Annotated in this window: 25 protein-coding genes; 17 read left to right on the forward strand and 8 right to left on the reverse strand. The window is 71.1% G+C overall.

The features are described from left to right. Positions 1-44: 44 nt before the first annotated feature. The 4 genes from ACWDRW_RS33115 (at position 45) to ACWDRW_RS33130 (ending at position 5,328) form a co-directional block, all read left to right on the forward strand. Positions 45-674, forward strand: a complete 630-nt coding sequence (locus ACWDRW_RS33115; protein WP_451729880.1) for a GntR family transcriptional regulator — start codon at positions 45-47, stop codon at positions 672-674. Between the two features lie 308 nt (positions 675-982). Continuing rightward, positions 983-3,685, forward strand: coding sequence for a pyruvate dehydrogenase (acetyl-transferring), homodimeric type (aceE, locus tag ACWDRW_RS33120; RefSeq protein WP_451729883.1), 2,703 nt, complete (start codon positions 983-985; stop codon positions 3,683-3,685). Positions 3,686-3,757: 72 nt separating this feature from the next. Beyond that, positions 3,758-4,747: a helix-turn-helix transcriptional regulator gene (locus tag ACWDRW_RS33125; protein WP_451729886.1), complete on the forward strand. Its 990-nt coding sequence runs from the start codon at positions 3,758-3,760 to the stop codon at positions 4,745-4,747. Between the two features lie 56 nt (positions 4,748-4,803). Beyond that, on the forward strand, positions 4,804-5,328 hold the full coding sequence (locus tag ACWDRW_RS33130) for a DUF4240 domain-containing protein (RefSeq protein ID WP_451729949.1): 525 nt from the start codon (positions 4,804-4,806) through the stop codon (positions 5,326-5,328). Between the two features lie 24 nt (positions 5,329-5,352). On the opposite strand, the gene ACWDRW_RS33135 is transcribed toward ACWDRW_RS33130, so the two are convergent. Together ACWDRW_RS33135 and ACWDRW_RS33140 are read right to left on the reverse strand one after the other, a co-directional pair. Then, positions 5,353-5,541, reverse strand: coding sequence for a hypothetical protein (locus ACWDRW_RS33135; RefSeq protein WP_451729889.1), 189 nt, complete (start codon positions 5,539-5,541; stop codon positions 5,353-5,355). Positions 5,542-5,630: 89 nt separating this feature from the next. Then, positions 5,631-6,446, reverse strand: a complete 816-nt coding sequence (locus tag ACWDRW_RS33140) for a peptidoglycan recognition protein family protein (protein WP_451729891.1) — start codon at positions 6,444-6,446, stop codon at positions 5,631-5,633. Between the two features lie 218 nt (positions 6,447-6,664). Between ACWDRW_RS33140 and ACWDRW_RS33145 the strand changes: the two genes are divergently transcribed. After that, positions 6,665-7,858, forward strand: a complete 1,194-nt coding sequence (locus ACWDRW_RS33145; protein WP_451729894.1) for a MarP family serine protease — start codon at positions 6,665-6,667, stop codon at positions 7,856-7,858. A gap of 145 nt (positions 7,859-8,003) precedes the next feature. On the opposite strand, the gene ACWDRW_RS33150 is transcribed toward ACWDRW_RS33145, so the two are convergent. Continuing rightward, entirely contained in the window at positions 8,004-8,495 is a 492-nt protein-coding gene (locus ACWDRW_RS33150; protein ID WP_451729897.1) for an N-acetyltransferase family protein, read from the reverse strand. Positions 8,496-8,565: 70 nt separating this feature from the next. Between ACWDRW_RS33150 and ACWDRW_RS33155 the strand changes: the two genes are divergently transcribed. Next, positions 8,566-9,462 (forward strand): TIGR01777 family oxidoreductase, encoded by an 897-nt coding sequence (locus ACWDRW_RS33155; protein ID WP_451729900.1) that lies wholly within the window; start codon positions 8,566-8,568, stop codon positions 9,460-9,462. 171 nt (positions 9,463-9,633) lie between these two features. Beyond that, positions 9,634-10,989, forward strand: a complete 1,356-nt coding sequence (locus ACWDRW_RS33160) for an NAD(P)/FAD-dependent oxidoreductase (protein WP_451729902.1) — start codon at positions 9,634-9,636, stop codon at positions 10,987-10,989. Positions 10,990-11,005: 16 nt separating this feature from the next. Here the strand turns inward: ACWDRW_RS33160 and ACWDRW_RS33165 are convergent, their stop codons facing one another. Continuing rightward, the gene (locus ACWDRW_RS33165; RefSeq protein WP_451729905.1) at positions 11,006-12,442 is read right to left on the reverse strand and encodes a regulator; all 1,437 of its coding nucleotides are present in this window, start codon (positions 12,440-12,442) and stop codon (positions 11,006-11,008) included. 234 nt (positions 12,443-12,676) lie between these two features. Here ACWDRW_RS33165 and lipB point away from each other — a divergent pair, with 234 nt between their 5' ends. From lipB to ACWDRW_RS33185, 4 genes are all read left to right on the forward strand, one after another. Further along, positions 12,677-13,474, forward strand: coding sequence for a lipoyl(octanoyl) transferase LipB (gene lipB, locus ACWDRW_RS33170; RefSeq protein ID WP_451729908.1), 798 nt, complete (start codon positions 12,677-12,679; stop codon positions 13,472-13,474). 108 nt (positions 13,475-13,582) lie between these two features. Then, positions 13,583-14,548 carry a lipoyl synthase gene (gene lipA / locus ACWDRW_RS33175; protein WP_451729911.1) on the forward strand — a complete coding sequence of 322 codons (966 nt, stop codon included), beginning with the start codon at positions 13,583-13,585 and terminating at the stop codon, positions 14,546-14,548. Between the two features lie 266 nt (positions 14,549-14,814). Beyond that, positions 14,815-15,018, forward strand: coding sequence for an SCO2195 family GlnR-regulated protein (locus ACWDRW_RS33180; protein ID WP_451729914.1), 204 nt, complete (start codon positions 14,815-14,817; stop codon positions 15,016-15,018). A gap of 76 nt (positions 15,019-15,094) precedes the next feature. Next, on the forward strand, positions 15,095-15,796 hold the full coding sequence (locus ACWDRW_RS33185) for a DUF4191 domain-containing protein (protein WP_451729917.1): 702 nt from the start codon (positions 15,095-15,097) through the stop codon (positions 15,794-15,796). Positions 15,797-15,860: 64 nt separating this feature from the next. Here the strand turns inward: ACWDRW_RS33185 and ACWDRW_RS33190 are convergent, their stop codons facing one another. Next, positions 15,861-16,328 carry an RDD family protein gene (locus tag ACWDRW_RS33190; protein ID WP_451729920.1) on the reverse strand — a complete coding sequence of 156 codons (468 nt, stop codon included), beginning with the start codon at positions 16,326-16,328 and terminating at the stop codon, positions 15,861-15,863. A gap of 210 nt (positions 16,329-16,538) precedes the next feature. Here ACWDRW_RS33190 and glnA point away from each other — a divergent pair, with 210 nt between their 5' ends. Further along, positions 16,539-17,948, forward strand: a complete 1,410-nt coding sequence (gene glnA, locus ACWDRW_RS33195) for a type I glutamate--ammonia ligase (RefSeq protein WP_451729923.1) — start codon at positions 16,539-16,541, stop codon at positions 17,946-17,948. Positions 17,949-18,136: 188 nt separating this feature from the next. On the opposite strand, the gene ACWDRW_RS33200 is transcribed toward glnA, so the two are convergent. Next, positions 18,137-18,817, reverse strand: coding sequence for an esterase/lipase family protein (locus ACWDRW_RS33200; RefSeq protein ID WP_451729926.1), 681 nt, complete (start codon positions 18,815-18,817; stop codon positions 18,137-18,139). A 296-nt stretch (positions 18,818-19,113) separates the two neighbouring features. Here ACWDRW_RS33200 and ACWDRW_RS33205 point away from each other — a divergent pair, with 296 nt between their 5' ends. The 4 genes from ACWDRW_RS33205 to pspAB all read left to right on the forward strand — a co-directional run bounded on the left by ACWDRW_RS33205 (position 19,114) and on the right by pspAB (position 23,823). Then, positions 19,114-19,371, forward strand: coding sequence for an SCO2583/SCO2584 N-terminal domain-containing protein (locus tag ACWDRW_RS33205; protein ID WP_451729929.1), 258 nt, complete (start codon positions 19,114-19,116; stop codon positions 19,369-19,371). A 131-nt stretch (positions 19,372-19,502) separates the two neighbouring features. Beyond that, complete coding sequence (locus ACWDRW_RS33210; protein ID WP_451729932.1) at positions 19,503-22,259, forward strand: substrate-binding domain-containing protein; 2,757 nt, start codon at positions 19,503-19,505, stop codon at positions 22,257-22,259. Positions 22,260-22,321: 62 nt separating this feature from the next. Then, positions 22,322-23,239: a zinc metalloprotease HtpX gene (gene htpX / locus ACWDRW_RS33215; protein ID WP_451729935.1), complete on the forward strand. Its 918-nt coding sequence runs from the start codon at positions 22,322-22,324 to the stop codon at positions 23,237-23,239. A gap of 2 nt (positions 23,240-23,241) precedes the next feature. Then, complete coding sequence (gene pspAB / locus ACWDRW_RS33220) at positions 23,242-23,823, forward strand: PspA-associated protein PspAB (RefSeq protein ID WP_451729938.1); 582 nt, start codon at positions 23,242-23,244, stop codon at positions 23,821-23,823. A 19-nt stretch (positions 23,824-23,842) separates the two neighbouring features. Here the strand turns inward: pspAB and ACWDRW_RS33225 are convergent, their stop codons facing one another. Next, positions 23,843-24,118, reverse strand: a complete 276-nt coding sequence (locus tag ACWDRW_RS33225) for a hypothetical protein (protein WP_451729941.1) — start codon at positions 24,116-24,118, stop codon at positions 23,843-23,845. A 207-nt stretch (positions 24,119-24,325) separates the two neighbouring features. Between ACWDRW_RS33225 and ACWDRW_RS33230 the strand changes: the two genes are divergently transcribed. Beyond that, on the forward strand, positions 24,326-24,829 hold the full coding sequence (locus ACWDRW_RS33230) for a DUF1269 domain-containing protein (RefSeq protein ID WP_451729944.1): 504 nt from the start codon (positions 24,326-24,328) through the stop codon (positions 24,827-24,829). A gap of 63 nt (positions 24,830-24,892) precedes the next feature. Here the strand turns inward: ACWDRW_RS33230 and ACWDRW_RS33235 are convergent, their stop codons facing one another. Further along, positions 24,893-26,233 carry a DUF2252 domain-containing protein gene (locus tag ACWDRW_RS33235; RefSeq protein WP_451729947.1) on the reverse strand — a complete coding sequence of 447 codons (1,341 nt, stop codon included), beginning with the start codon at positions 26,231-26,233 and terminating at the stop codon, positions 24,893-24,895. Between the last annotated feature and the right edge of the window lie 383 nt (positions 26,234-26,616).

Here is a 26,616-nt window from a genome sequence, read left to right on the forward strand (position 1 = left end):
GGCCTTATTGTCTTTACGTCAAACGCGCGCCCTAAGGAGCCCTCATGACCGCGCCCGTCGTCCACTCGCTGCGCGAACAGATCCGCGAGCACATCCTGGAAGGGATCATCAGCGGGCGCTGGCAGCCGGGTGAGCGGATCGTGGAGCGGCGGATCGCGACCGAGCTGGAGGTCAGCCAGACGCCGGTGCGGGAGGCGCTGCGGGAGCTGGAGTCGCTCCGGCTCATCGAGTCCGCTCCCAACAAGGGCGTACGGGTGCGGAATCTGACCGCCGCCGATCTCGAGGAGAGCTACCCCGTGCGGGCCGGCCTGGAGGCCATCGCCGCCGAGCTGGCGGCCGAGCGGCTGGCGCGGGACTGCTCGGCCCTGGAGCCGCATGTCGCCGCCCTCTACGAGGCCGACAGCAAGGCGGACGGCACCGGCCAGGTACGCCACACCGTCGCCTTCCACCGTGAGCTGGTCCGTGCCGCCGGGAACTCCGTGCTGCTGCACACCTGGGAGGGCCTCGGCATCGAGGTGTTCACGGCGTTGTCGATCCGGTGGCTCGGCACCGTGCAGCAGTCGTACGCGGAGGAGCACGAGGAGCTCGTGGCCGCCTTCCAGCGCCGGGATCCCCGTATCGCCGAGCTCGTCAAGGCGCACGTGCTCGGCTGCGCGCCCCGCCACGAGGCCTGAGCGACGGCGTCACCGAGGCCCGCGCGACGGCCTCCCAGAGGCCTGAGCGACCCCTCGCTCAAACGTGCCCCCACCTGCGGAAACCACCCGAAAAGCCGACACCCGGTGCCATCGCCGAAGGCACGCCGTGCCGACTTTCTCGTGATCAAGAGGTTTTCGCCCTCAACCCTTTGATCGATCATCGATCAGGGAGTTACAGTCGCCGACGGACCTCCACCGAGGTCCGTTGCCCTGTCCTGCCAAAGACCTAGGGCACCCCCGAACCCTTACCGATGAGGGAACCCCCTTCGACTGAGGAAGGCGGCGACATGACCGACCCCAACGCCATCCAGCCGAGCGAGCTCGACCAGCTCCCCGACCGCGACCCGGAGGAGACCGCCGAATGGCAGGCCTCCCTGGACGCCGTCGCCAAGGCGGCCGGCCCGCACCGTGCGGCTTACCTGATGCGCCGTACGCTGGAGCGCGCGGAGGGCACCGGCATCGCGCTGCCCAAGCTGCTCGAGACCGACTACGTCAACACCATCCCCACCGCCGCGGAGCCCGCTGTTCCCGGTGACGAGGAGATGGAGCAGCGCATCACCGCCTGGAACCGCTGGAACGCGGCCGCCATGGTGACCCGCGGCAGCAAGTACGGCGTCGGCGGCCACATCGCCACCTTCGCCTCGGCGGCCTGGCTGTACGAGACCGGCTTCAACCACTTCTTCAAGGGCAAGGAGGCCGACGGGTCCGGCGACCAGCTCTACATCCAGGGCCACGCCTCCCCCGGCATCTACGCCCGCGCCTTCCTCGACGGCCGGCTGAGCGAGCAGCACCTCGACAACTTCCGCCAGGAGGCCGGCGGCAACGGCCTCCCGTCGTACCCGCACCCGCGCCGCCTGCCCTGGCTGTGGGAGTTCCCGACCGTGTCCATGGGTCTCGGTCCGCTCTCCGCCATCTACCAGGCGCGCTTCAACCGGTACCTCACCAACCGCGGCATCAAGGACGTCTCCGCCTCGCACGTGTGGGCGTTCCTCGGCGACGGAGAGATGGACGAGCCGGAGTCGACGGCCGCCCTCGCGCTGGCGAGCCGTGAGGGGCTCGACAACCTCACCTTCGTCATCAACTGCAACCTGCAGCGCCTCGACGGACCGGTGCGCGCCAACTTCAAGATCGTGCAGGAGCTGGAGGCCCAGTTCCGCGGCGCCGGCTGGAACGTCGTCAAGACCCTGTGGGGCTCGGCCTGGGACGAGCTGTTCCAGCTCGACACCACGGGCGCGCTCGTACGCCGGCTGCGGGAGGTACCGGACGCGCAGGTCCAGACGTACCAGACCCGTGACGCCGCCTACATCCGCCAGGACTTCTTCGGCAAGGACCCGGAGCTGGCCGAGCTGGCGAAGCTGCTGAGCGACGACAAGATCCTGGAGATCTTCCACCTCTCCCGCGGTGGTCACGAGCCGCGCAAGGTGTACGCCGCGTACAAGGCCGCCGTCGAGCACAAGGGCGCGCCGACCGTGATCCTGGCCCAGACGGTCAAGGGCCACACGCTCGGCGAGGGCTTCGCGTCGAAGAACGCCAACCACCAGATGAAGAAGCTGACGGTGGACGAGTTCAAGACGATGCGTGACCTGTTGGGACTGCCGATCTCGGACGCGCAGTTCGTCGACGGGGTCGTGCCCTACGGCCACCCCGGCGCCGACTCCCCCGAGGTCCGCTACCTCCAGGAGCGCCGCGCCGCCCTCGGCGGTCCGGCCCCGGCCCGCCGCGTCCACCCGGTGGCTCCGCTGCCCGCGCCCGCCGAGAAGGCCTTCGCCTCCTTCGACAAGGGCTCCGGCTCGCAGAACGTGGCCACCACCATGGCCTTCGTCCGGCTCGTCAAGGACCTGGTCCGCGACAAGGAGACGGGCAAGCGCTGGGTGCCGATCGTCCCCGACGAGGCGCGCACCTTCGGTATGGAGAGCCTCTTCCCGTCCCTGGGCATCTACTCGCCCAAGGGCCAGACGTACGAGCCGGTCGACCGCGACCAGCTGATGTACTACAAGGAGGCCAAGAACGGCCAGATCCTCAACGAGGGGATCACCGAGGCCGGTTCGATGGCCGACTTCATCGCCGCGTCCACCGCGTACTCCACGCACGGCGAGACGATGATCCCGTTCTACATCTTCTACTCGATGTTCGGCTGGCAGCGCACGGCCGACCAGATGTGGCAGCTCGGCGACCAGCTCGGCCGCGGCTTCCTCATCGGCGCGACGGCCGGCCGTACGACGCTGACGGGCGAGGGCCTGCAGCACGCCGACGGCCACTCCCCCGTCATCGCGGCGACGAACCCGGCGGCGCTGACGTACGACCCGGCCTTCGCGTACGAGGTCGCGACGATCGTCAAGGACGGTCTGCGCCGGATGTACGGCGAGGCGGCCCCGGGTGAGGACCCGGACGTCTTCTACTACCTGACCGTCTACAACGAGCCGCTGCCGCAGCCCGCGAAGCCGGCCGGGCTCGGGGTCGACGAGGGCATCGTCAAGGGCCTGTACCGGTTCAACACCGCGGAGTCGGCGGGTCTGTCGCCGGTCGCCAACGCCCCGCGCATCCAGCTGCTGGGCTCCGGTACGGCGATCCACTGGGCGCTGAAGGCGCAGCGGATGCTCGCCGAGGAGTGGGGTGTCGCGGCCGACGTCTGGTCGGCGACGTCCTGGACCGAGCTGCGGCGGGACGCCCTGGAGGCGGACGCGGCGCTGCTGCGCGGCGAGGAGCGGGTGCCGTACGTCCGGCAGGCGCTGCAGGGTGCCGAGGGCCCGGTGCTGGCGGTCTCCGACTACATGCGCCAGGTTCCCGACCAGATCGCGCAGTGGGTGGAGCAGGACTACTCCTCGCTGGGCGCCGACGGCTTCGGCCTCTCGGACACCCGCGAGGCGGCCCGCCGCCACTTCGGCGTCGACGCCGAGTCCATCGTGGTCGCGGCCCTCGCCCAGCTCGCCAAGCGCGGCGAGACCAAGGCGGCGGCGGTGAAGGAAGCCCGCGAGAAGTACGGCCTGTAGGCAGGACATCGCCTGGAGGACAGGACGTCAGGGGGCCCTCACTTCGGTGGGGGCCTCCTGCATGATGGCCGTATGCGTGCTGCCCGGCTCATCAAGATGGTGCTGCTGCTCCAGGGACGGGTCTCCATGACCGCCGCCGAGCTGGCTCGGGAGCTGGAGGTGTCCGAGCGGACCGTCACCCGGGACGCGCAGGCGCTGTCGGAGGCCGGGGTACCGGTGTATGCCGATCGGGGGCGGGCCGGGGGGTACCGGCTCATCGGGGGCTACCGGACCCGGCTCACGGGGTTGCATCGGGGTGAGGCGGAGGCGCTGTTCCTGTCCGGGGTGCCTGGGGCGCTGCGGGAGATGGGGCTCGAGGACGCGGCCTCCGCCGCTCGGCTCAAGGTGTCCGCCGCCTTGCTGCCCTCGCTGCGCGACGCCTCCCGTACGGCCTCGCAGCGGTTTCATCTCGACGCTCCCAGCTGGTTCACCGAGCCGGAGACCCCCGCACTGCTGCCCGCCGTCGCGGAGGCCGTGTGGGACGACCGGCGGGTCACGGCGGTGTACCGGCGCGGCGAGGGGGACGTACGGCGGGAGCTGGAGCCGTACGGGCTCGTGCTGAAGGCGGGGGTCTGGTACCTGTGCGCCCGGGTCGCCGGGCAGGGGAGCTATCGCGTCTACCGCATCGACCGGTTCACCGCGGTGGAGACCGAGGACGACGTACGGTTCGAGCGCGACCCCGCGTTCGATCTGCCGGCCTTCTGGGAGGAGCGGGCCGAACAGTTCGCGCGGTCGATCCTGCGCGCCGAGGTCGTGGTACGGCTGTCCCCGGACGGCGCGCGCCGGCTGCCGTACGCCGTCGATCCGCAGGCCGCGCGGGAGGCGCTCGCGGAGACACGGCCGCCGGACGAGCACGGGTGGGTGACCCTGACGCTTCCCGTGGAGTCCGAGGAGGTCGCCCATTCCCAGCTCGCCTCCCTCGGGCCGGAGGTCGAGGTGCTGGCACCCGAGAGCCTCCGGTCCCGCTTCACCGCCGACGTGAGACGCCTGGCGGCCCTGTACGGCGCGGAAGACGCCCGATAACAATCCGCCCCACTCCGCGTGCGCCCCACCCGTCCAGGGCCGATGCTTGTCCCGTGATGGACGAGACGGAGTTCTGGGAGCTGGTCGACGCCACCCGCGAGGCCGCCGAGGGCGACCCGGAGGAGCAGGCCGACCTGCTGGTGGACCGGCTCCTGCAACTGGACCCCGAGATGGTCCTGGACTTCGCGCGTCACTTCGAGGCCCGCTACAACCGCGCCTACACCTGGGACCTGTGGGGCGCCGCCTGGGTGTTGCTGGACGGGGCCAGCGACGACGCCTTCGACTTCTTCCGGTGCTGGCTGATCGGCCAGGGCCGGGAGGTCTACGAGGGCGGGGTGCACGACCCGGACTCGCTCGCCGATCTGCTGGACGAGTTCGACGACGAGTTCGACGGCGACGGCGAGGAGCTCGGCTACGCCGCGGACGAGGCCTATGAACAGCTCACCGGTACCGTCGCCCCGGACCTCGGCATCCCGCCCGCCGCCGCGGAACCGGCGGGCGCGCCGGTCGACTTCGAGAACGAGCAGGCGCTGGCGGATCGTTACCCCAAGCTCTGGGAACGCTTCCGCGACCAGCCGTGACCGGCGGGGGCTGAAACCCGGGGGCTAGAACCGCCGACGGCTGGAGTCGGACGGGATGTACGCCTGCGTCCGGTCCGCCTTCGGCGCGTGGTGCCGCGGGGCCGCGTTGGCCTGGTCCAGCGCCGACGCCGTGACGGCGGCCGGTCCCAGGACGACGGTCGCGACCGCGCAGACCACCGTCCACACCCGAGTGCCGCTGCTCCTGCTGCTCATGATCCCCACCTCCGGTCGGCTTGTGGGCACGACGGTAGGGCGGCGGGATCGGAGCGCCCTGCGGGACCGCTGTGGCCTTCCTGTGAGCGTCATCGGCGGCCCTGGAGGCGGGCGGCCAGCGCGCGGATCGCCGGCAGCTGGGCGGTGAGGGCCGCGCCGGGGCAGCTGGTCATGTAGCCGTCCTTGTGCGCGGCGAGGGCGGGGAGCGTGGTGGCGGTGCCCTTGGCGAAGCGGCTGCCGTTGTTGCTGGAGACCAGTCGGACCTTCGCGCGCGGGTCGGTGCCGGACAGACCGAGCTTCCAGGCGGCCAGCGCGGCGATGGAGTCGGTCATGGCCTTGGGCACCTCGGCGCCGTCGGTGAAGGTGCCGAGCGCGGCGATGCCGGCGGTGCGGTGGTTGAAGCCCTGGGTGTGGGCACCGGTGACGGGGCGGTCGGCGCCGCCCGCGCGGCCCTCGTAGATCGTGCCGCAGCGGTCGACGAGGAAGTTGTAGCCGATGTCGTCCCAGTCGCGGGCGCCCGTCTGGCCCGTGTACAGGTAGCGGATGATCCGGGGGGCCTCGGCGCAGTCGTAGGCGTTGGGCGAATCGGTGTGGTGCAGGAAGACGGCGACGACCTTGTCGTCGTAGCGGGGCGGCGGCTGCTTGCGCCAGGTGTCCCCGTCGAGCCACTCGGCGCGCGGCACGATGGGCGGCCGGGTGGCGGTGTGCGCGGCGGCCGGACGGGCCGCGAGAGACCGGGCGGCCGTGGCGGAGCGTTCCACGCCGCCGGCGCACAGGGCGAGGGCGACGACGGCGGCGAGCCCCGGCAGACAGCCGAGGGCCGCGAGGGCCGGGCCCGGTATCCGGGGGGCACGGGGTCTTCGTGCCCCCCGCGTTCTTCTGAGAGCCGGTCGGAAGACACGCATGGACCCACTGTCCGACGGATCCCCTCCGCCCGCGATGTGGGCTCTGCCACCTGGTGGAACCATCGTCATGGTCTGGGGCGTTTTCCGGGGTACACGCACGCGTGGCGGAATCCGGCGACCACGCGCGCGTGGCTGATCACCGGGCCGTTCGGTGGGTACGGACTGATCACTGGACCCGTTCCGTGCGTACTGGAGGGCCCGAGGGAAAGGCGGCTCGCGTGGACCTGCTCGACATCCTGCTGGTGCTGGCGATCGTGGCCTACGCGGCCTCCGGCTACCGGCGCGGTCTGGTCGCCGGGTGCGTCGCGCTGGCCGGGTTCGTGGGCGGCGCGGCCGTCGGCGTGTGGGTGCTGCCGTGGGTCATGGACCTGGTGGAGCCGGGGACCACCGCGGCCACGGTGACCGCGGTGATGACGGTGCTGGTGCCGGCGGCGGTGGGGCACGAGCTGGCGGGGCGGCTCGCGCTGCGGCTGCGCCGGGAGCTGGGCCGGGCCCGTCTCGGTCCCTTGCGGGTGGCCGACGGGATCGGCGGCGCGGTGGCGAACGCGGTGGCCGTGCTGATCGTGGCCTGGGTCGCGGCGAGCGTGCTGGCCGCGTCCTCCTCGCCGCTGGTGACGTCGGCGATCCGGGACTCCCGGCTGCTGGGGACCGTGCAGGACGCGATGCCGGACACCACGCCCGGCTGGTTCTCGGGGGCCACCTCCGCGCTCACCGAGGCGGGCTTCCCGCAGGTGTTCAACCCCTTCGAGAACGAATCCACGGCCGAGGTCGCCCGCCCCACCGGCGACAGCGTCACCACGGCCGCCACGAACGCCGCCAAGACGAGCACGGTCAAGATCGAGGGCTCCTCGGGCACCCAGGGCCGCGAGGGCAGCGGCTTCGTGTACGCGACGCGGCATGTGATGACCAACGCCCACGTGGTGGCCGGGATCGACGAGCCGAGCGTGCGGGTCGGCGGGGTGGGACCGGCGTACGAGGCACGGGTGGTGCTGTTCGACCCGGACAAGGACGTGGCGGTGCTCTACGTGCCGGAGCTGAGCGCTCCGGTGCTGAGGTGGGACGACGACGCGGAGCGCGGCGACTCGGCGGTGGTCGCCGGTTATCCGCAGGACGGCGACCTGAACCTCCAGGCGGCGACCGTCGCGAACCGGGTGCGTGCGACGGGCCAGAACATCTACAACGACGAGACCGTCACCCGCGAGATCTACTCGATCCGCTCCACCGTCCGCCCGGGCAACTCCGGCGGCCCGCTGCTGACCACCGAGGGCAGGGTGTACGGCGTGGTCTTCGCCCGCTCCACCTCCGACGACGAGACCGGCTACGTCCTGACCGCGGCGGAGGTCGCCGAGGAGGCCGAGCGGGCGGCGGAGGCGACGGCTCCGGTGGACACGGGCGAGCTGATCACGTCGTAGCGCGGCCCCCTCGACGATCATGGGAGCCCCGCCCACCTCAAGGAGGCTCCCGTGGCCGTCTTCTTCCTGATCTCGCTGTTCGTGGCGGGCGCCGCCCTGTTCCTCGCCGTGCGAAGGCGGCGGGCGGCCGCCGTGGCCGACCAGGTCAGAGACTGCGCCCCATGACGACGTCGTCCACGTAGGCGCCGCCCACGAAGAACTCCTCCGGCATGACGCCCTCCACCACGAACCCCTCGGACTCGTACAGCTTCCGGGCCGGGGCGTTGTGCCCGAGCACGCGCAGGGTCAGCCGGCGCGCGCCCCGGCGGCGGGCCTCCTCGACGGCCGCCCGGACCAGCGCCCGCCCGACCCCGTACCCGCGCGCCCCGTCGGCGACGGCGAGGCCCTGGATCTGGCGCACATGCGCGTTCGAGGCGAGCGGAGTGGGGAAGGCGAGCCGGATGTAGCCGACGACGCGGCCGCCCAGCTCGGCGACCAGATAGTCCTCGGGGAGGTGGCGGTCGTCGAAGAAGGGGCCGTACGGCGGTTGCGGGCGGGGCGTGACGGCGTGCAGCGTCGACCAGGTGGCGCGGTCGAGGATCGCCAGCTCTTCCTCGTCGCCGGGTCGAGCGGTGCGTATGTGGGGTGAGTCGGGCATGGCCGTCACCCTACGACGACGACAGGCTGGGCTGACCAGGCATTTATGACGGCGGGCACAGGATGGGGTCATGGAGCATTCAAGAATCGCGGTGGCCGGTGCCTCGGGGCTCATCGGGGGCGCCCTGGTGGAGTCCCTGAAGGCGGACGGGCACGAGGTGGTGCGCCTGGTGCGGCACGCGCCGCGGGCGAAGGACGAGATCCGCTGGGACCCCGAGGCCCGGTTCGTCGACGCGGACTCGCTGGCCGGCTGCGACGCGGTGGTCAACCTGGCGGGCGCCGGGGTGGGTTCGCGGCGCTGGACGGACGCGTACAAGGCGCGGATCCGGTCCAGCCGGGTGCACGGCACCGCGGCGCTCGCGGAGGCGATGGCGTCCATGGACGAGCCGCCGCGGGTCTTCGTCAACGGCAGCGCGATGGGCTACTACGGCGAGACCGGCGACCGGACGGTCGACGAGAGCGCGCCGCCCGGCACGGGCTTCCTGCCCGAGCTGTGCGTGGAGTGGGAGGCGGCCGCGGCGCCCGCGGAGCGGGTGGGGGTGCGGACGGCGTTCGTGCGCACCGGTCTGGTGGTGGCCCGGGAGGGCGGGGCCTGGGGGCGGCTGTTCCCGCTGTTCAAGGCGGGGCTCGGGGGGCGGATGGGCGACGGGCGGCAGTACTGGTCGTTCGTCTCGCTGTACGACGAGGTGGCGGCGATCCGGCATCTGCTGCGCACCGACGGGCTGTCCGGACCCTTCAACGTGACCGCGCCCGAGCCGCTGACGAATCGTGAGATCACCGAGGCGATGGGCCGGGTGCTGCACCGGCCGACGCTGTTCGCGGTCCCGGAGCCGGTGCTGCGGACGGTGCTCGGGGAGATGGCCGGGGACGTGCTCGGCAGTGCGCGGGTGGTGCCCAGGAGGCTGCTGGAGTCGGGGTTCAGCTTCACGTTCCCGGACATCGAGGGAGCGGTGCGGGCCGCGCTGTGACGTCGTAGGGCCAACTGCTCGACCGTATGCGACCGTTGTGCGACCGTGCCCTGTCGATGCGCGACTTCCCTTGACCGATCACGGCCCTAACCTCGACCCGAACTCGGGTATCCCCGGAGCCTGTTGGGGGCATGACGTCTCCACCGGCCGCGCAACCTCGAGGAGGGGCACGTGCTTGAGCCCGCGTACCAGGCGGATGTCGTCGTGGTGGGAGCCGGGATCGCCGGCCTCGCGGCGGCGCATCGGCTGACCAGCGCAGGAGTGACCACCGCAGTCCTGGAGGCCGCCCATGACGTGGGCGGCCGCATGTCGACCGAGAAGGTCGACGGCTTCCGGCTCGACCGCGTCGGGCAGCTGATGTCCACGTCGTATCCCGAACTACGCCTGACCCCGGGACTCGACGCGCTCGTCCTGTGCGCCTTCGCCCCGGGCGCCCTGCTGCACAGCGACGGACACCGGCATCGCGTGGGTGCCGTGGCGTCCCAGGGCGGGGCGAGGGGTGGCGCGAGGGGCGCACTCCATGTGGCGCGCGCCCTGGCGAGCGCCCCCCGGCCTCCGTCGGCGCCGCGCGCGCCACTGGGGACGGCCGTCGATCAGGCGAGGCTCGCCGCCGCGCTGTCCCGGATCGCCGGGACGCCGGTCGAACGGCTGCTGGCCCGCCCGGAGACACCGGCGAGCCAGGCGCTGGTGGCCCGGGGGCTGTCGGCCCGGACCGTGGACGGCTTCCTGCGGCCGCTGCTCTCCGCCCTGCTGTGCGATCCGGAGCTGTCGGCCTCCAGCCGGTGCGCGGATCTGGCGCTGCGCTCCTTCGCGAGCGGGCGGCTGTGCGTGCCGGAGGGCGGCGCCGAGGCCCTGCCGCATCTGCTGGCACGCTCGCTGCCGCCGGGGACCGTGCACACCGGGGTGCGCGTCACCTCGGTGTCCACGACCTCGGTGACCACGGCGGAACACGGGGAGATCCGGTGCCGGGCGGTCCTGCTGGCGACCGGGGCGCGTACCGCCGCCGCACTGCTGCCGGGTCTGCGGGTTCCGGAGTTCCACCCGGTGACGGTGGTCCACCACACGACGGACGAGCCGCCGGCGACGGGCGGCGCGCTGCTGCTGGACGCCGACCGGGGCGGCCCGGTGGCGCACACGGCGGTGCTGAGCGCGGTGGACCCGACCCGGGCACCGGCGGGCCGGGCCCTGGTGTCGTCCACGGTCCTGGGCGCCCCGCCGGCCGGCCTCGACACCGCGGTCCGCACCCACCTGGCCCGCCTGTACGGCACCCCCACGTCCCGCTGGGAGACCCTGGCGGTCCACCACACCGCCGACGCGGTCCCGTCGATGCGCCCGCCGCACGACCTGCACCGCCCGGTACGCCTCCTGGCGGGCCTGTACGTCTGCGGCGACCACCGGGACACCAGTACCGTCCAGGGCGCCCTGCACTCGGCCCACCGCGCGGCCCGGTCGATCCTGACGGACCTGGGCGCGACGGGCTCGATGCACAGGGCGGACCCCGTGCCCTCGGTGCCGAGGGCGGCCTAGCCGCCGGGGGTGCCGGTCAGCTCAGCGCCGCCACCTTGTCCCGGTACCCCCTCACCGGTGCCGCGTCCTTGTAGGGCTCCAGCCGGCGCTCGAAGTCCCTGACGTACTCCACCGCCCGGGCCGAGCGCATCTCCGCCGCCTGGCCCGCGGCCTCCGCGCCGAGGGCGCAGGCCTGGTCGAGCTCGCCGAGGCCCAGCCGGGCGGAGGCGAGCACCACCCGGCAGAACAGACGGCTGCGGGCGAAGGCGGGCGCCCGCAGTTGCAGGGAGCGCTCCGCGTGCTGGGCCGCCGCGCGGAACTGCTGCAGGTCGCGGTGGCAGTGGCCGAACTCGTCCGCCAGCTGCGCCTCGTCGAAGAAGCGCGCCCAGTGCGGGACCTCGTCGCCGGGCCGGGCCGCCTCCAGCGCGCGTTCGGCGCGGACCAGCGACGCGGTGGCCGCCCGTACCTCCCCGAGCACGCCGTGCCCGCGCGCCTCGGCCGCGTGCAGCAGCGCCTGGACGGTGGGCGGCGCGTTCGTGCCAACGCCCTGCTGGGCCACCCGCGCGAGCTGCACCGCCTCCCGCCCGTGCCCGAGATAGACGGCCTGGCGGCTCATGGTGACCAGGACGTACGAGCCGTACGCCCGGTCCCCCGCCGCCTGTGCCAGCCGGAGCGACTGGACGTAGTACCGCTGCGCCAGCCCGTGCGCCGCGATGTCGTACGACGTCCAGCCCGCGAGCCGGGTCAGGTCCGCCGCCGCGGCGAACAGGCGCCGGCCGGTGGTCTCGCCGTACGTGCCGCGCAGCATCGGCTCGCACTCGTGCTCCAGGTACCGCACGAGCGCCTGCCGGGCGTGGCCGCCGCCGTACATGTTGTCCAGGGTGCGGAAGAGCTCCCCGACCGAGCGCAGGGCGTTGATGTCGCCGCCGGTGACCTTCTGGCCGGGGCCGCGCTCGGCCTGGGCGCGCTGCCGGGGGACGGCGGGCCGCCCCTGCACCGGCACCCGGACCGGTGCCTCGCCGCGCGCGACCCTGTCGTCGGCCCGGCCGATCAGCCAGTCCCGGCTGGGCACCACGAGCCCGGCCGGGGTGAAGGCGATCTTGCGGAGTTCGGCATGGCTGCCGGAGTCCTTGCGCCACAGACCGCTGACGATGTCGACCGCCTCCTCCGGGGTGGCGGCGAACTCCAGACCCGCGTAGACGGGGGCACAGGCGTCCAGGCCGAGGTCCTGGGCGGTGAGTCGGCGGCCGAGGCGGCGGGTGAAGACCTCGGCGATGAGGGCGGGGGTGGTGCCGCGCGGCTGCTGTCCGCGCAGCCAACGGGTCACGGATGTCTTGTCGTATCTCAGATCCAGACCGTGTTCGAGTCCGAGCTGGTCCACGCGACGGGCGAGACCCGCGTTGGAGAACCCCGCTTCTGCGATGAGCGCGGCGAGCTGTCGGTTGGGGGTGCGCTGCGCGGGTCGTTCCGTCATCTGCGGTGCGGTCTCCTGCCTTCCAGGCCTCTGACTTGCCCGGATTGCCTGTGAGCAGCCCTTATGGCCTCTGCGAACGGCGCGAATGTAGCGGAGAGTGAGCAGGCGATCGCACACTTCCCCACCCGTTCATCCGATCGTGTGAGGATTGGCCGCCCGGCTGACGTTCGACCGGCAGTCGTACAGTGGCGTAGGCACCCTTCGTGCCTTACGACGTCCAGGGAGGCGCTTGCCGTGAGTGAGTTGCGGTTCGTCCGTATGGGGTTCGGAGCGAACGCCGTCGAGTACCAGGAGGCGTGGGACGAGCAGCGCCGGGTGCACGCGGCACGGTTCGCCGACGAGACCCCCGACACCGTGCTGCTGCTCGAACACCCGCCGGTCTACACGGCCGGGCGGCGCACGGAGGACAGCGAGCGCCCGCTCGACGGCACCCCCGTCGTCGACGTCGACCGCGGCGGCAAGATCACCTGGCACGGCCCGGGCCAGCTGGTCGGCTATCCGATCCAGAAGCTCCCGCGCCCGGTGGACGTCGTGGCGCACGTACGACGGCTCGAAGAGGCCCTGATCCGCACCTGCGCGGAGTTCGGCCTGGAGACCACGCGCGTGGAGGGCCGCAGCGGTGTGTGGGTGCTCGGCGACCCGGTCGAGCAGCGCCCCGCGCTCGGCGGGCTCTCCCTAGACTTCGACCCCCGCCTCCAGGACGAGGAGTTCGACCCGCGGCTGAACGGCCCCGAGTACGCCCCGTCCAACGCGGGCCAGCGCCGCGAGGACCGCAAGATCGCGCAGATCGGCATCCGGGTGGCCAAGGGCGTCACGATGCACGGCTTCTCGTTCAACGTGAACCCCGACATGAAGTGGTTCGACCGGATCATCCCCTGTGGCATCCGGGACGCGGGCGTCGCCTCCCTCGCCGCCGAGCTCGGCCGGGACGTCACGATCGACGAGGTGCTGCCGGTCATCGAGCGGCACTTGAGGGACGTACTGGAGAACGCGGAACTGAAGCCGCGGGAGATCGAGAAGGCCAGCGCCTGACCGAGGGGGAATCAGCCCTGCGGCGGTGGGGTTGGCCTCACAGCAGGGCTGAGTAAACACGGGCGTACCCTGGTGTACGCCGAAGAATCGAAGCTACAGGGAGCCGATGTGTCCGCAGTCACCCCCGACGGACGCAAGATGCTGCGCCTTGAGGTCCGGAACGCCCAGACCCCCATCGAGCGCAAGCCCGAGTGGATCAAGACCCGGGCGAAAATGGGTCCCGAGTACACCGCTATGCAAAAACTCGTGAAGAGCGAGGGACTGCACACGGTCTGCCAGGAAGCGGGCTGTCCCAACATCTACGAATGCTGGGAGGACCGCGAGGCGACCTTCCTCATCGGCGGCGACCAGTGCACCCGGCGCTGCGACTTCTGCCAGATCGACACCGGCAAGCCCGAGGCGCTGGACCGCGACGAGCCGCGCCGCGTCGGCGAGTCCGTGGTCACCATGGACCTGAACTACGCCACCATCACCGGCGTCGCCCGCGACGACCTGGAGGACGGCGGCGCCTGGCTCTACGCCGAGACGGTCCGCCAGATCCACCAGCAGACCGCCGACCGCGAGGCCGGCCGCACCAAGGTCGAGCTGCTCGCCCCGGACTTCAACGCCGTCCCCGAGCTGCTCCAGCAGGTCTTCGCCTCGCGCCCCGAGGTCTTCGCGCACAACGTCGAGACCGTCCCGCGGATCTTCAAGCGCATCCGCCCCGGCTTCCGCTACGAGCGCTCCCTGAAGGTCATCACCGAGGCCCGTGACTACGGTCTGGTCACGAAATCCAACCTGATCCTCGGCATGGGCGAGACCCGCGAGGAGATCAGCGAGGCTCTCAGGCAGCTGCACGAGGCGGGCTGCGAGCTGATCACCATCACCCAGTACCTGCGCCCCTCCGTGCGCCACCACCCCGTGGAACGCTGGGTCAAGCCCCAGGAGTTCGTCGAGCTGAAGGAGGAGGCCGAGCAGATCGGCTTCTCCGGCGTCATGTCCGGCCCGCTGGTGCGCTCCTCCTACCGCGCCGGCCGCCTCTACCAGATGGCCGTCGAGAAGCGCGGCGCGTACGTCGCCTCGCAGGCCGTCTGAGGTTCTCCTGGCACGCGGTGCCACCCGGCTCGTGTGAATCCGAGCACAAGCAACTACCGCCCGGTAGTGGCCAAATGACGCGGTCCTGGGCGTCCCCGCAGATAGGGGCGCCAACAGGGCCGCGTCAACGTTTTCGGGCGGCGCATCAAGGCTTCATTGGTGTTTGACCGGCCGGTCACGCCCTGGTAACACCAATCAGTGACCCTGGTTGTACAGCCCGTACACCGTTCACCAAAGCCGCCATTCCCTAGGGGGGAACCTCCACCATGCAGGCCGCGCCGGTTCGCGCCAATGCCATCCCGTCGTTCACCACTGCACTGCGTGCCGTCGAATCGCTGCTCATGAGCGGCGGCCAGCGCACCGCCCGCCGCAACGCCTGGACCTCCGTCCTGGAGGACCGCCGCCGGGCCAAGGACCGGGTCGAGGCCCAGCGCGTCCTGGAGCAGACCCTCACCCTGCCCCGGCTGTGAAGCGGCGGCCCTGAGCCCACCCGTTCCTGAGGCACTGCCGTCGTCGGCACTCCGAGGGACACGTAGACTTCGTGCCATGGCGAGGAAGGACACGGCAGCGGACGCTGCGAACCCCGGGCGACTCAAGCAGATCGCTCTGACCTACAAGATGACCCGCAGGGCCGACAAGAAGATCGGTCTTGTACTCGCGGCTGTCGGAATCGTCACCCTCGGTGTCTTCCTCGCGATCGGTTTCTTGATCGGTCACCCCATCTATCTCGGCATCCTGGGCCTCGTGCTCGCCTTCCTCGCGACGGCGATCGTGTTCGGGCGCCGGGCCGAGCGGGCGGCCTTCGGGCAGATGGAGGGACAGCCCGGCGCAGCGGCGGCCGTGCTGGACAACATCGGCCGGGGCTGGACGACCACCCCCGCGGTGGCGATGAACCGCAGCCAGGACGTGGTGCACCGGGCCGTCGGCAAGGCCGGCATCGTGCTGGTCGCCGAGGGCAACCCGAACCGGGTGAAGAGCCTGCTGGCCGCCGAGAAGCGGAAGATGAACCGCGTGGTCGCGGACGTGCCGGTGCACGATCTGATCGTCGGCGTCGGCGAGGGTCAGGTGGAGCTGAAGAAGCTGCGCACGACCATGCTGAAGCTGCCCCGCGTGCTCTCCGGCCCCCAGGTGACCGCCACCAACGACCGGCTGCGCGCCATGGGCGACCTGATGAGCAACATGCCGCTGCCGAAGGGCCCGATGCCGAAGGGCATGAAGCTGCCCAAGGGCGGCCCGAAGGCCCGCTGATTCGTCTCGTACGAGAAAGGGGGCGCCCGGATCACTCCGGGCGCCCCCTTCGTCGTACGGCGAACTAGATGCGCACTTCCACCGTGCGCGCCAGCCGGTCGTGCAGGCCGCGGCCGTCGCGGTCCCAGATCAGGGCCGGTACGGCGAGGCAGAGCAGGACCGAGCGGAGCAGGGCGCGCAGCGGGTTGACGCGGCCCGTCTCCAGGGCCACCACCCGCATGCCGAACAGCCGCTTACCCGGGGTGAAGCCGACGCTGCCGACGGTCAGGGCGTTCATCAGGAACAGGATGAGCAGCGCCCAGTTGCCGGTCGCCGTGTCATAGCCCTGGGTGATCAGGCCGTATGCGATCAAGAGGCACAGGCCCCAGTCCACGGCCAGGGCGCCGAGCCGCCGACCGGGGCGGGCGATCGAGCCCGGCCCGTGCTCGGGCAGACCGAGCTGCTCGCCCCGGTATCCGAAGTCGACACCGGCGTCTTCCATGGCCGCGCGGGGCCCGGACAGCCACGATCCGATTGCTTGCCTGTTGTCCACCCGTCCACGGTACTGCGCCCGTATATGACCCAGGACAGGTGGGGTGCGTCGGAGCTACGGTGGAAGCCGAGCCGGTTAACTTGTGCGAAACAAATGGGTCACGCCCGAGAAATCACGCGTCCCTAGGGTCGAGGTCAGCGTGTGCCACCGCACTGGCCGCACGAACGAACTACCACCCCGGCGCGGACGGTCGGGAGTAGGAGGAGCTGGATGTTCCAGAACGCCGACGAGGCCAAGAAGTTCATCGCGGACGAGGACGTCAAGTTCGTCGACGTCCGCTTCTGCGACCTGCCGGGCGTCATGCAGCACTTCACGGTGCCCGTCGAGGCGTTCGACCCGGATGAGGAGCTCGCGTTCGACGGTTCGTCGATCCGTGGGTTCCAGGCCATCCACGAGTCCGACATGGCGCTGCGCGCGGACCTGTCGACCGCCCGGGTCGACCCGTTCCGCCGGGACAAGACGCTGAACATCAACTTCTTCATCCACGACCCGATCACGGGCGAGCAGTACTCCCGTGACCCGCGCAACGTGGCGAAGAAGGCGGAGGCCTACCTCGCCTCGACCGGTATCGCGGACACCGCGTACTTCGGTCCCGAGGCCGAGTTCTACGTCTTCGACAGTGTGCGTTTCGCCACCTCGGCGAACGAGTCCTTCTACCACATCGACTCCGAGGCGGGCGCCTGGAACACCGGTGCGCTGGAGGACAACCGCGGTTACAAGGTCCGCTACAAGGGCGGTTACTTCCCGGTCCCGCCGGTCGACCACTTCGCCGACCTGCGCGCCGAGATCTCCCTCGAGCTGGACAAGCAGGGCCTGAAGGTCGAGCGCCAGCACCACGAGGTGGGCACCGCGGGCCAGGCGGAGATCAACTACAAGTTCAACACGCTGCTCGCCGCCGCCGACGACCTGCAGCTCTTCAAGTACATCGTGAAGAACGTGGCCTGGCGCAACGGCAAGACCGCGACCTTCATGCCGAAGCCGATCTTCGGTGACAACGGCTCGGGCATGCACGTCCACCAGTCGCTGTGGAGCAACGGCGACCCGCTGTTCTACGACGAGGCCGGTTACGCGGGCCTGTCGGACACCGCGCGCTACTACATCGGCGGCATCCTCAAGCACGCTCCGTCGCTGCTGGCCTTCACCAACCCGACGGTGAACTCCTACCACCGTCTGGTGCCGGGCTTCGAGGCGCCGATCAACCTGGTGTACTCGCAGCGCAACCGCTCCGCCGCGATGCGTATCCCGATCACGGGTTCGAACCCGAAGGCCAAGCGCGTCGAGTTCCGCGCGCCCGACTCCTCCGGCAACCCGTACCTGGCCTTCTCGGCCCTGCTGCTCGCGGGCCTGGACGGCATCAAGAACAAGATCGAGCCGGCCGAGCCGATCGACAAGGACCTCTACGAGCTGGCTCCCGAGGAGCACGCCAACGTGGCCCAGGTCCCGACCTCCCTCCCGGCCGTCCTCGACTCGCTCGAGCGCGACCACGAGTTCCTCCTCCAGGGCGACGTCTTCACGTCGGACCTGATCGAGACGTGGATCGACTTCAAGCGCGCGAACGAGATCGCCCCGCTGCAGCTGCGCCCGCACCCGCACGAGTTCGAGCTGTACTTCGACGTGTGATATCGCCCCAGGTCAGGCGGGTTTCCGCTTCCCTGGGCCGTGTGTGGGCCGTCGGCCGTGCTCTTCCCTCACCGGAAAGGCACGGCCGACGGTCGTTTCGGTCCCGCATCGCGAACGACCGCAGAAGCTCGGCCCGGCGCCGCCCAGTCCGGCGTACAGCCCGGGCGGGCCGGGCGTGAGGCAGCGCCTCAGCCGTTGACGAAGTCGCGTACCTGGCCGTAGACGGTCGGATCCGAGCCGATGGCGATGTGACCGAGACAGGCGGTCTGGGTGTTCATCGCCCCGCTCAGGGAGACACTGCTGTCCGGGTTGATGATGGTGTCGCAGGGCGACCACCAAGTGCCGTAGCGCGGGGTGCCCGGGGTCTCGTCACCGGAGTTCAGCGAGGTGAGGAAAGCGGACCCGATACGCATCTCGAGGCAGGAGGCATAGCCGCATCCGTTGGCCCAGTCAGTGCCATGGTTGGGACCGGCCAGCGAGACCCAGGCGTCGATCTTTCCGCCGCCTGCCAGGTTCTTGGCGTAGTACCGGCTGGACAGCCCGCCCATGGAGTGGGTGACGATGTCGACCTTGGATGCGCCGGTGGCCGCGAGCAGGCGATCCACCTCGGCGGCCAGCTGCTGGGCGGTGGTGGTGTTGGACTGTCGCCAGTCGTAGCTCCACTGGTCCAGGTGGGACGACGGCCAGCCGTCGGCTCGGAAGGCGTCGGCCATGGTGTTCCAGTAGGAGCCGGACGAACTGTATCCGTGGACGAACAGGACAGGTTGGCTGGACGGGCCGAAGGTCGATGTGTCGGCGGCGTGAACCGGAGCGGCGGACGTGAACGCGAGCAGAGTGCTCACGACGGCGGAAAGCACGTACTTCTTCAACGCGTACCTCGGGTGATCGGCGGCTCTGTGGGGGGAGGCCGGGAGGAGGTTACTCCCCAGTAGGTCGGCAGAGTCAATAGCCGCGCAGGAATCGGTGCAGGGCCGCTGACCCGCGGTTTCGCTCCGCCTCGTAGCGTTTGTGAGCCGGCGAGCCTGGATCGCGGAAGTTCCCGGCCCCTCAGTTCTTCGACGTGTGATCGACGCCTGAGCCGTCCGCCGGCGCCCCCGTTCCCGTGTCTCAGGGCGCGGCGTCGTCGTATCGTGGGGGTACTGCTGTTCGAGAAGGGTTTACGGGGATGTCCGAACAGGACGACGGCGAGCGGGAGTTCGACATCAAGTGGGCGGATGCCGCCGCCCACAAGGAACCCTCCGCGCGGGCCAGGATGCTGGCCGCGCGCTGGAAGGAGAACCCGCCCGGACCCGTACCTTTCCGGGGCGACCCCGATCCGGTACGGCACAGCAGGCGCCGGTCGTGGATATCCACCGCCGTGGTGCTCGGCTGCGTGGCGGCGGTCATCGTGCTGCTGGGGTACGCGAACTTCAGGGCACCCTAGCGGCCGCGCCGCCGTACCGTAGAGCGCTCTTGTCAATACCCGTGTCTGCCAGGGGTGTTGGGCTGCATGATGTCGTTGAGCCCTTGGGTGATCCCTCATCTTCAGTCCGCGTCAAGATCGGTTGGTCAGGTGTGGCAGCAGCCCGTCCGCGCACAGCGATCGTCTTCACGGCGATTCCCGTGGAGTACGACAAGGTCGAAGCGCATCTCACGAACGCCGGCGCGAAACGGGTGGCCGACCAGGCCGATCACGTCGTCTACGAGCTGATCGGCCAGGTGCCCTGGCGGGTCCACCTCGTCAGGGCCGGCACCGGCAACACCGCCACCGCGGCCGCCGTGAGCAGCCTGCTCACCGAGGTGCGGCCCGAGGTCGCGTTCTTCGTCGGTATCGCCGCGGGCCGCAAGGACGCCGCCCCCCGGGATGTCGTCGTCGCCGAGACCGTGTACGAGTACCAGCGGGGCAAGCAGTCCGCGGAGGGGTTCCAGGCCCGCCCCAGAAGCTGGGAGCCTCCGGCCGACATCATCGGCACCGCGGAGCGGGTGGCCCGAAGGCTCGGCCCGCTGAGCACCTACACGATCCACTTCAAGCCGATCGCGTCCGGCGACACGGTGATCGACTCCCCGTTGGCCCCCGAGCACCGGATCATCCGGACCTTCTACGAGGACACGGCGGCCATCGAGACGGAGGGCGCCGGCTTCGCGAAGGCCACCCAGAGCCATGCCTCCAAGGGACTGCAGTGGCTCCTCATCCGGGGCATCAGCGATCTGGCGGACGGGGAGAAGAAGGTCCTGGAGGCCGCGAACGCCCACGAACACGCCGCGCTCAACGCGGCCGAGGTCGCCGTCGGCGTTCTCCTCGCCCTAGCCGTCGAGCCGCTCGCCCCGTCCACCCGCACCCTGCCCACCCTGTCCCTTCGTCTGCCCTCGAAGGAGGGCAAGCCACCTGCCGGGCCGGAGCCCGACGCGGCGACCCGTCCGGCCCCTCCGCCCCGGAAGAGGCCGGTCGCCGCGAGGGTCGGTCGGCGGAGGCTGGTGTGGGCGGTCCCGTCGGTCGCCGTGGCCACCGTGCTCGCGGTGATCGCCCTCCAGTCGTGCGGGACCGGCGGCCCGGTCACCGACGGCTCCACCCCGCTCTCCGCATCCGCCGCGCTGCCGTCGTGCACCCAGGCGAACACCGTGCTGTACATAGCCGCCTCCGTCGACAAGTCGGAGCCGATGCGGAACGCGGCGAAGGAGTACGGCAACCGGGCCGCCGGTGGGAGATGCGTGGAGGTCCAGGTCGAGGACAAGAACTCCGGCGAGGCCATGCGGGCACTGACCCGCGGCTGGGGCGAGGACGACGGCAACCGGCCCGACGTCTGGGCTCCGGCCGGGTCCTCGTGGCTCTCGATGGCCCGTGCTCGTGCCAAGGGCGAGGCAAAGGGCCTGTTCCCGAAGCAGGCGAGTTCGATCGTGAAGAGCCCGCTCACCGTCGCGATGCCGAAGCCGATGGCCGACGTGCTGGATTGGCCCGAGAACCAGTTCACGTGGCGCGAGCTGGCCGACTGGTCGAGGAACGCCAAGGGCTTTTGGAGCGAACGCGACAAGCCGGAGTGGGGCGACTTCAGGCTCGGCAAGACCAATCCGGCCTACTCCACCTCCGGGCTCAACGCGACGCTCGGCGCCTTCTACGCCGCGACCGGCGCCCACGGGGAGCTGAGTAAGGCGCGCCTCGACGAGCGCCGGAACCGCGCGTTCGTCGAGAGCATCGAACAGTCCGCCGTCCACTACGGCGAGACCACCCTGACCTTCCTCGCCAACCTCCGCCGGGCCGACGAGACCAGCGCCCAGAAGGCCATGTCGTACATCTCCGCGGTCACGCTGGAGGAGAGCACCGTCGCGGCCTACAACGCCGGACATCCCTGCGGCGCGCTCAGCAAGGACAAGGGCTGCGGGAAGACCTCGAAGCCGGACACGCCCCTGGTCTCCTTCTATCCGACGGACGGGATCCTCTACTCCGATCACCCCTACATCGAGCTGAACGGCATGAGCGAGGCGAAGCGGGAGGTGGCTCGGGACTTCCTCGCCCATCTGCAGAACCCCGCGACCTTCGACGAGGAGTTCGCCCCTTACGGGTTCCGCACCCACGACGGCAGGGTCCGGCCCAAGTCCCCGTTGCTCGGCAAGAACAGCGGGGCGGTGCCCGACAGGAAGCTCGATCCCCTGTCCCATCCCCGGGACGACGTCCTCAAGCACCTCCTGGACATCTGGCCCGCACTGCGCCGGCCCACCAACGTGCTCCTCGTGCTCGACACCTCGGGGTCGATGAACGACGTGATAAGCGGCACAGCAGAGACCAAGCTGGCGCGGCTGAAGCAGGCGGAAGCCGAGTTGTTCGGCGCGTTCACCGGGTCGGACCGGGTCGGGCTGTGGAAGTTCTCCGACGCCGAGGACCTGGGCGGCGACAAGGACTACAAGGAGCTCGTGCCGCTCGGCCCCTACGACGAGAAGCTGGCCGAGGGTACGCGGCGGAAGTTGCTGGCCGAGAACTTCAGGGCCCTGGAGGCGGAGGGCGCGACCGGACTCTACGACACCCTTGACGCCGCCACGGCCGCCATGCGCGAGGCGTACGACCCGAAGGCGATCAACGCGATCGTCCTGCTCACCGACGGGCGCAACGAGGACCACGGCAGCCTGTCGAAGGAGACGCTGCTGGAGCGCGTCCGGGACACCTCGCGGCCTCAGGTGCGGATCTTCACCATCGCCTACGGCAGCGACGCCGACGAGCTGGACCAGAAGGGCAGGTCCGTCCTCCAGGAGATCGCGGGCGCCGGGAGCGGGCAGATGTACGACGCCCGGAAGGCCGAGACGATCGAGCAGGTGATCACCAGCGTGATCTCCAACTTCTGAGTGCCCTGGGACAGGTGCACACTGGCAGTGGGACGAGTGCCTGACTGCGCGGGGTGATGCAGATGCGGAGCCGCTTTGCGAGCGATCGGGGGCTGACCGCCCGGATGGGCGTCACGCTGTTCCTGCTGGGTCTGCTGTACGTGCTCTTCGTGGGCGCGCTGATCGTGCTGCTGAAGTCCTGGGTGCTGGTCGTGGTGGTCGCCGCGGGCTTGCTCGGGGCGCAGTACTGGTTCTCCGACCGGGTCGCGCTGTTCGCGATGCGCGGGCGGGTCGTGGAGCGGGAGGAGTATCCGGAGCTCCACGGGGTGGTCGACCGGCTGAGCGCGCTGGCCGACATGCCGAAGCCCGTCGTCGCCGTGTCCGAGATGGACATGCCCAACGCGTTCGCCACCGGGCGCAATCCCGATCATGCGGTGGTCTGTGTGACCACGGGGCTGCTGCGCCGGCTGGAGCCCGACGAGCTGGAGGGCGTGCTGGCGCACGAGCTGTCGCACGTGGCGCACCGGGACGTCGCCGTGATCACCGTCGCCTCGTTCCTGGGGGTGATCGCGGGGCTGATCGTGCGGTTCGCCTTCTACTCGCAGCTGTTCGGCGGCGGGCGCCGGGACCAGAACACCGCTGTCGTCTTCGCCGCCGTGATGGGGGTGTCGGCGGCCGTGTACGCGATCAGCTTCCTGCTGATCCGGGCCCTGTCCCGGTACCGGGAGCTGGCGGCGGACCGGGCGGCGGCGCTGCTCACCGGGCGGCCCTCGGCGCTGGCGTCCGCGCTCACCAAGGTCACCGGCGACATCGCCCGGATCCCGAGCAAGGACCTGCGCACGGCGCAGGCCTTCAACGCCTTCTACTTCACTCCGGCGCTGGGCCGCGAGCCGGGCTTCGCGCGGCTCTTCTCGACCCACCCGAGCCTGGACCAGCGGCTCGACCAACTCGGGCGGATCTCGACCGAGTTGGGTGAGGCGGCGGCTCCCGGAGGGGCGTGAGCATGGGACTGCTGGACATTCTGCTCGGCCGTACGCGACCCGTCGCGCCCGATCTGGACCGGCTCTTCGGGCTGCCGTCGGCGGCCGTGACCCTGGAGGCCGCCACCGGGTTCGTGCCGACCGGGAGCGGGGCGGTGTGCTTCGCCACCGTGGAGGGCGGCGCCTTCGAGCAGACGCACCGTGAGGTGCAGGCGCTGCTGGACGCGGACGCCGAGCGCGACGGGCCGCCGGTGGGGCTGACGCGGGACACCTACGGCTACTCCTGGCTGGTCTCCGAACGCACCCCCGACCAGCTCCCGCAGTTGGTCACCGACCTGCACGCGGTGAACAGCGCGCTGGAGGCCAACGGCTTCGGGCCGCAGCTGCTCTGCTCCCTCGCGGGGTTCCGGCGGGCGGACCGGGCGCTGGCCCTCGTCTACCTCTACAAGCGCGGCACCTTCTACCCCTTCGCGCCGCTGCCCGGACAGGCGCAGCGGCGCGACAACGCGCTCGAACTCAGGGTGAAGGCAGCGCTGGGTGACGATCTGCGGCTGGAGGAGGACCTCGGCCGCTGGTTCCCGGTATGGGGTGCCCCCGGGCTGTGATCCGGCGCTGCCTCGCGGCCTACCTGTTGTTCCGGCCGCGCTCCTGACGGCGGGCCTCCATGGGGCGTTCGCGACGGTAGCGGCGCTCCCACTTGGCCTGCGTGTCTCGGCGGTCGCGGTAGGAGCGGTAGTCCGACGGCATCGCGCCGGAGCCGCCCGACCGGGGGGTCGGCGACGCGTTCCGCCCGTACTGGACGTACAGGAAGAGCACGGCGACGGCGGCGAGCCAGTAGAGGGGGTTTCCGAACCCCATGACGACCAGGACGACGGTCCCGGAAAGGACGATGGTGCCCATGACGGGCCTCCGTGGGCGTGGGTGATGTCGATGTGGGCGAAGGTGCCGGCCGACGGGGCGCTGGGGGCGGGGCGTCCGACCGTCGGTGCGTCGAGAGTAGGTCCAGCGTAGGAAGCCCGTCACTCGGCGTGCATCCCCTTTTCCCTCGACCTAGAGTCGGATCCAGTGCGCAAAAGGCGCGATACGGGACTTAAGGGGTGCCCAAGGATGAGTGATCTCTTCGTCATCGCCTACAACGACGTCGCCACGGCGAACCAGGTGCGCGAGAAGCTGTTCGAACTGTCCAAGCAGCACCTGGTGGAGCTGGAGGACGCGGTGGTCGTCGAGCGCCACCAGGACGGGAAGGTCAAGCTGCACCAGGCCGTGAACCACACGACGGTCGGCGCGGCGGGCGGCGCCCTGTGGGGCGGGGTGATCGGGCTGCTCTTCCTGGCCCCACTGCTCGGCGCGGCGGTGGGCGCGGCGGCCGGCGCGGCCGGGGGTTCGCTCACGGACACCGGCATCAACGACGACTTCATGAAGAACCTCAGCCAGAATCTGCGGCCGGGCGCGGGGGCGCTGTTCGTGCTGGTGAAGAAGGCGGCGGACGACAAGGTGATCCCGCAACTGACGCCGTACGGCGGCGAGCTGGTGCAGACCTCGCTCAGCAAGGCGGACGAGGACCATCTGCGGGAGGCGATCGCGGCGGCCACGAAGACTCCGTCCGAGTGAGCAGGTCGTCGCGATGAACGGGCCGTCGCACTGACCTCGTCGGCGCACTGACCTCCTCGGCGCCTACGTGTCCGGATCGGCCCGGAGCACACCGGCCGCCACCGCCGCGCACAGAGCCGCGTGGTCGGTGGCGGTCTGGTCGGCGTAGGCGAGGGCGAACTCGGCCACGGCGCGGTCGAAGGTGTCGGAGCCGCCCAGGTAGGCGGCCACGGCGATCCGGTCGCCGGAGCGGGCGTGCGCGCGGGCCAGCGCGGTGCCGCAGAGCTCGGCGTACCGGCGCAGTTCGGCCGGGCTCATGCCGGCGACGTCGGCGGAGCCCTTCATGTCGCGCAGTTGGCGCCAGTAGTAGGCCCGGCCCTGCGGGCCGGTCATCCAGCCGAGGAAGATGTCCCCGGCCGCCTGCATCAGCCGCTGCCCGGTGACGACACGGCGTCCGGGATGGACGTACGGCCCGGTCGGCAGGTGTTCCTCCAGTACGGACCTGCGCGCCTCCTTGATCTGGAGGAACAGCGGGTCGTCGGCGTCGCGCCCGGTGAGCAGCACGATGAAGCAGCGGGTGCCGACACTGCCGACGCCGACGACCTTGCGGGCGGCGTCGACGAAGCGGTAGCGGTCGAGCAGCAGCCGTCGCTCCTCGGAGAGCGTGGAGCGGTAGTCGCTGAAGATCTTGCGCAGGGCGGCCGTGTCGGGGGCGCCGGCCGGTTCCAGGAGTGGGGGGTCGTGGATGATGCGGCGCCGGCCGTCGACGACCTCGGTGAGCTTGCCGAGGGCGTGCAGGCTGGTGCGACGGCGGGCCCGGGTGAGCGTGGCCTCGACCTTGCGCCTGCCGCGGCCGGTACGGGCGAACGGCAGCAGGCTGTCGGCGTCGATGCGCTCGTACCAGACGGCGAGTTCGCCGAGGCCCGCCAGGCGGCGCATCCCGGTGCGGTACGCGCGCGTGGCCGCGAGCGCGCTGCGGCGGACGTCGGACTCGCCGTGGCGGTTCTCGCGGGCGGCGACGGCGACGCTGGCCGCCAGCCGTTTGACGTCCCACTCGAAGGGTCCGGGGAAGGTCTCGTCGAAGTCGTTGAGGTCGAAGAGCAGGGCGCGCTCCGGGGAGGCGTACAGGCCGAAGTTGAGCAGGTGCGCGTCGCCGGACAGCTGCACGGTCAGGCCGGTGTGCGGGGCCGCGGCGAGATCGGCGGCGAGCACGGCGGCGGCCCCGCGCAGGAAGGCGAACGGCGAGGCGGCCATCCGCCCGTAGCGGATCGGCAGCAGCTCGGGGAGCCGGTCGCGGCCCTGGCGCTCCAGTACGGCGACGGGGTCGGGCCGGTCGACGGCGGGCAGCCAGTGGGCGTGGGCGGAGCGCGGGACCCGCTTGCGGGCGTCCTTGCCGCGGCGGGCGCGGTCCTCGGGGGTGCTCATGGGCGGCGCCGGGCCGGAACCCGGACTGTGCGGAACGACTCCATCAGGCCTCCCGGACCACGCTCTCGGCCACGTCCTGATCGCAGTGAAGGACGGGGGCGGGGCGGGCGCATGTCGCGGTACGGCGAACGGGTGACGGAGGGCGGGGTCGGGAAGCGTCGGGAGCAGGCGCGAGAGGGGCGCTGGAGCCGACGGGGTGAGGCCGGGGGTGGGGGTGGGACGCGCGGTCCGGCGCTTGCCGGTGCCGCCGCGCCCACCCGTGTCGCCCCGCGGCACGACTGCCCGCGGCTAGGAGTTGTCTTCAATTGTCACGCCCACATCAGGAGCGAGGCGAGGGTGACGGCTGCCTGGTAGGACTCGGCGGTCTTGTCGTAGCGGGTCGC

The sequence above is a fragment of the Streptomyces sp. NPDC003635 genome (genome assembly GCF_053587635.1).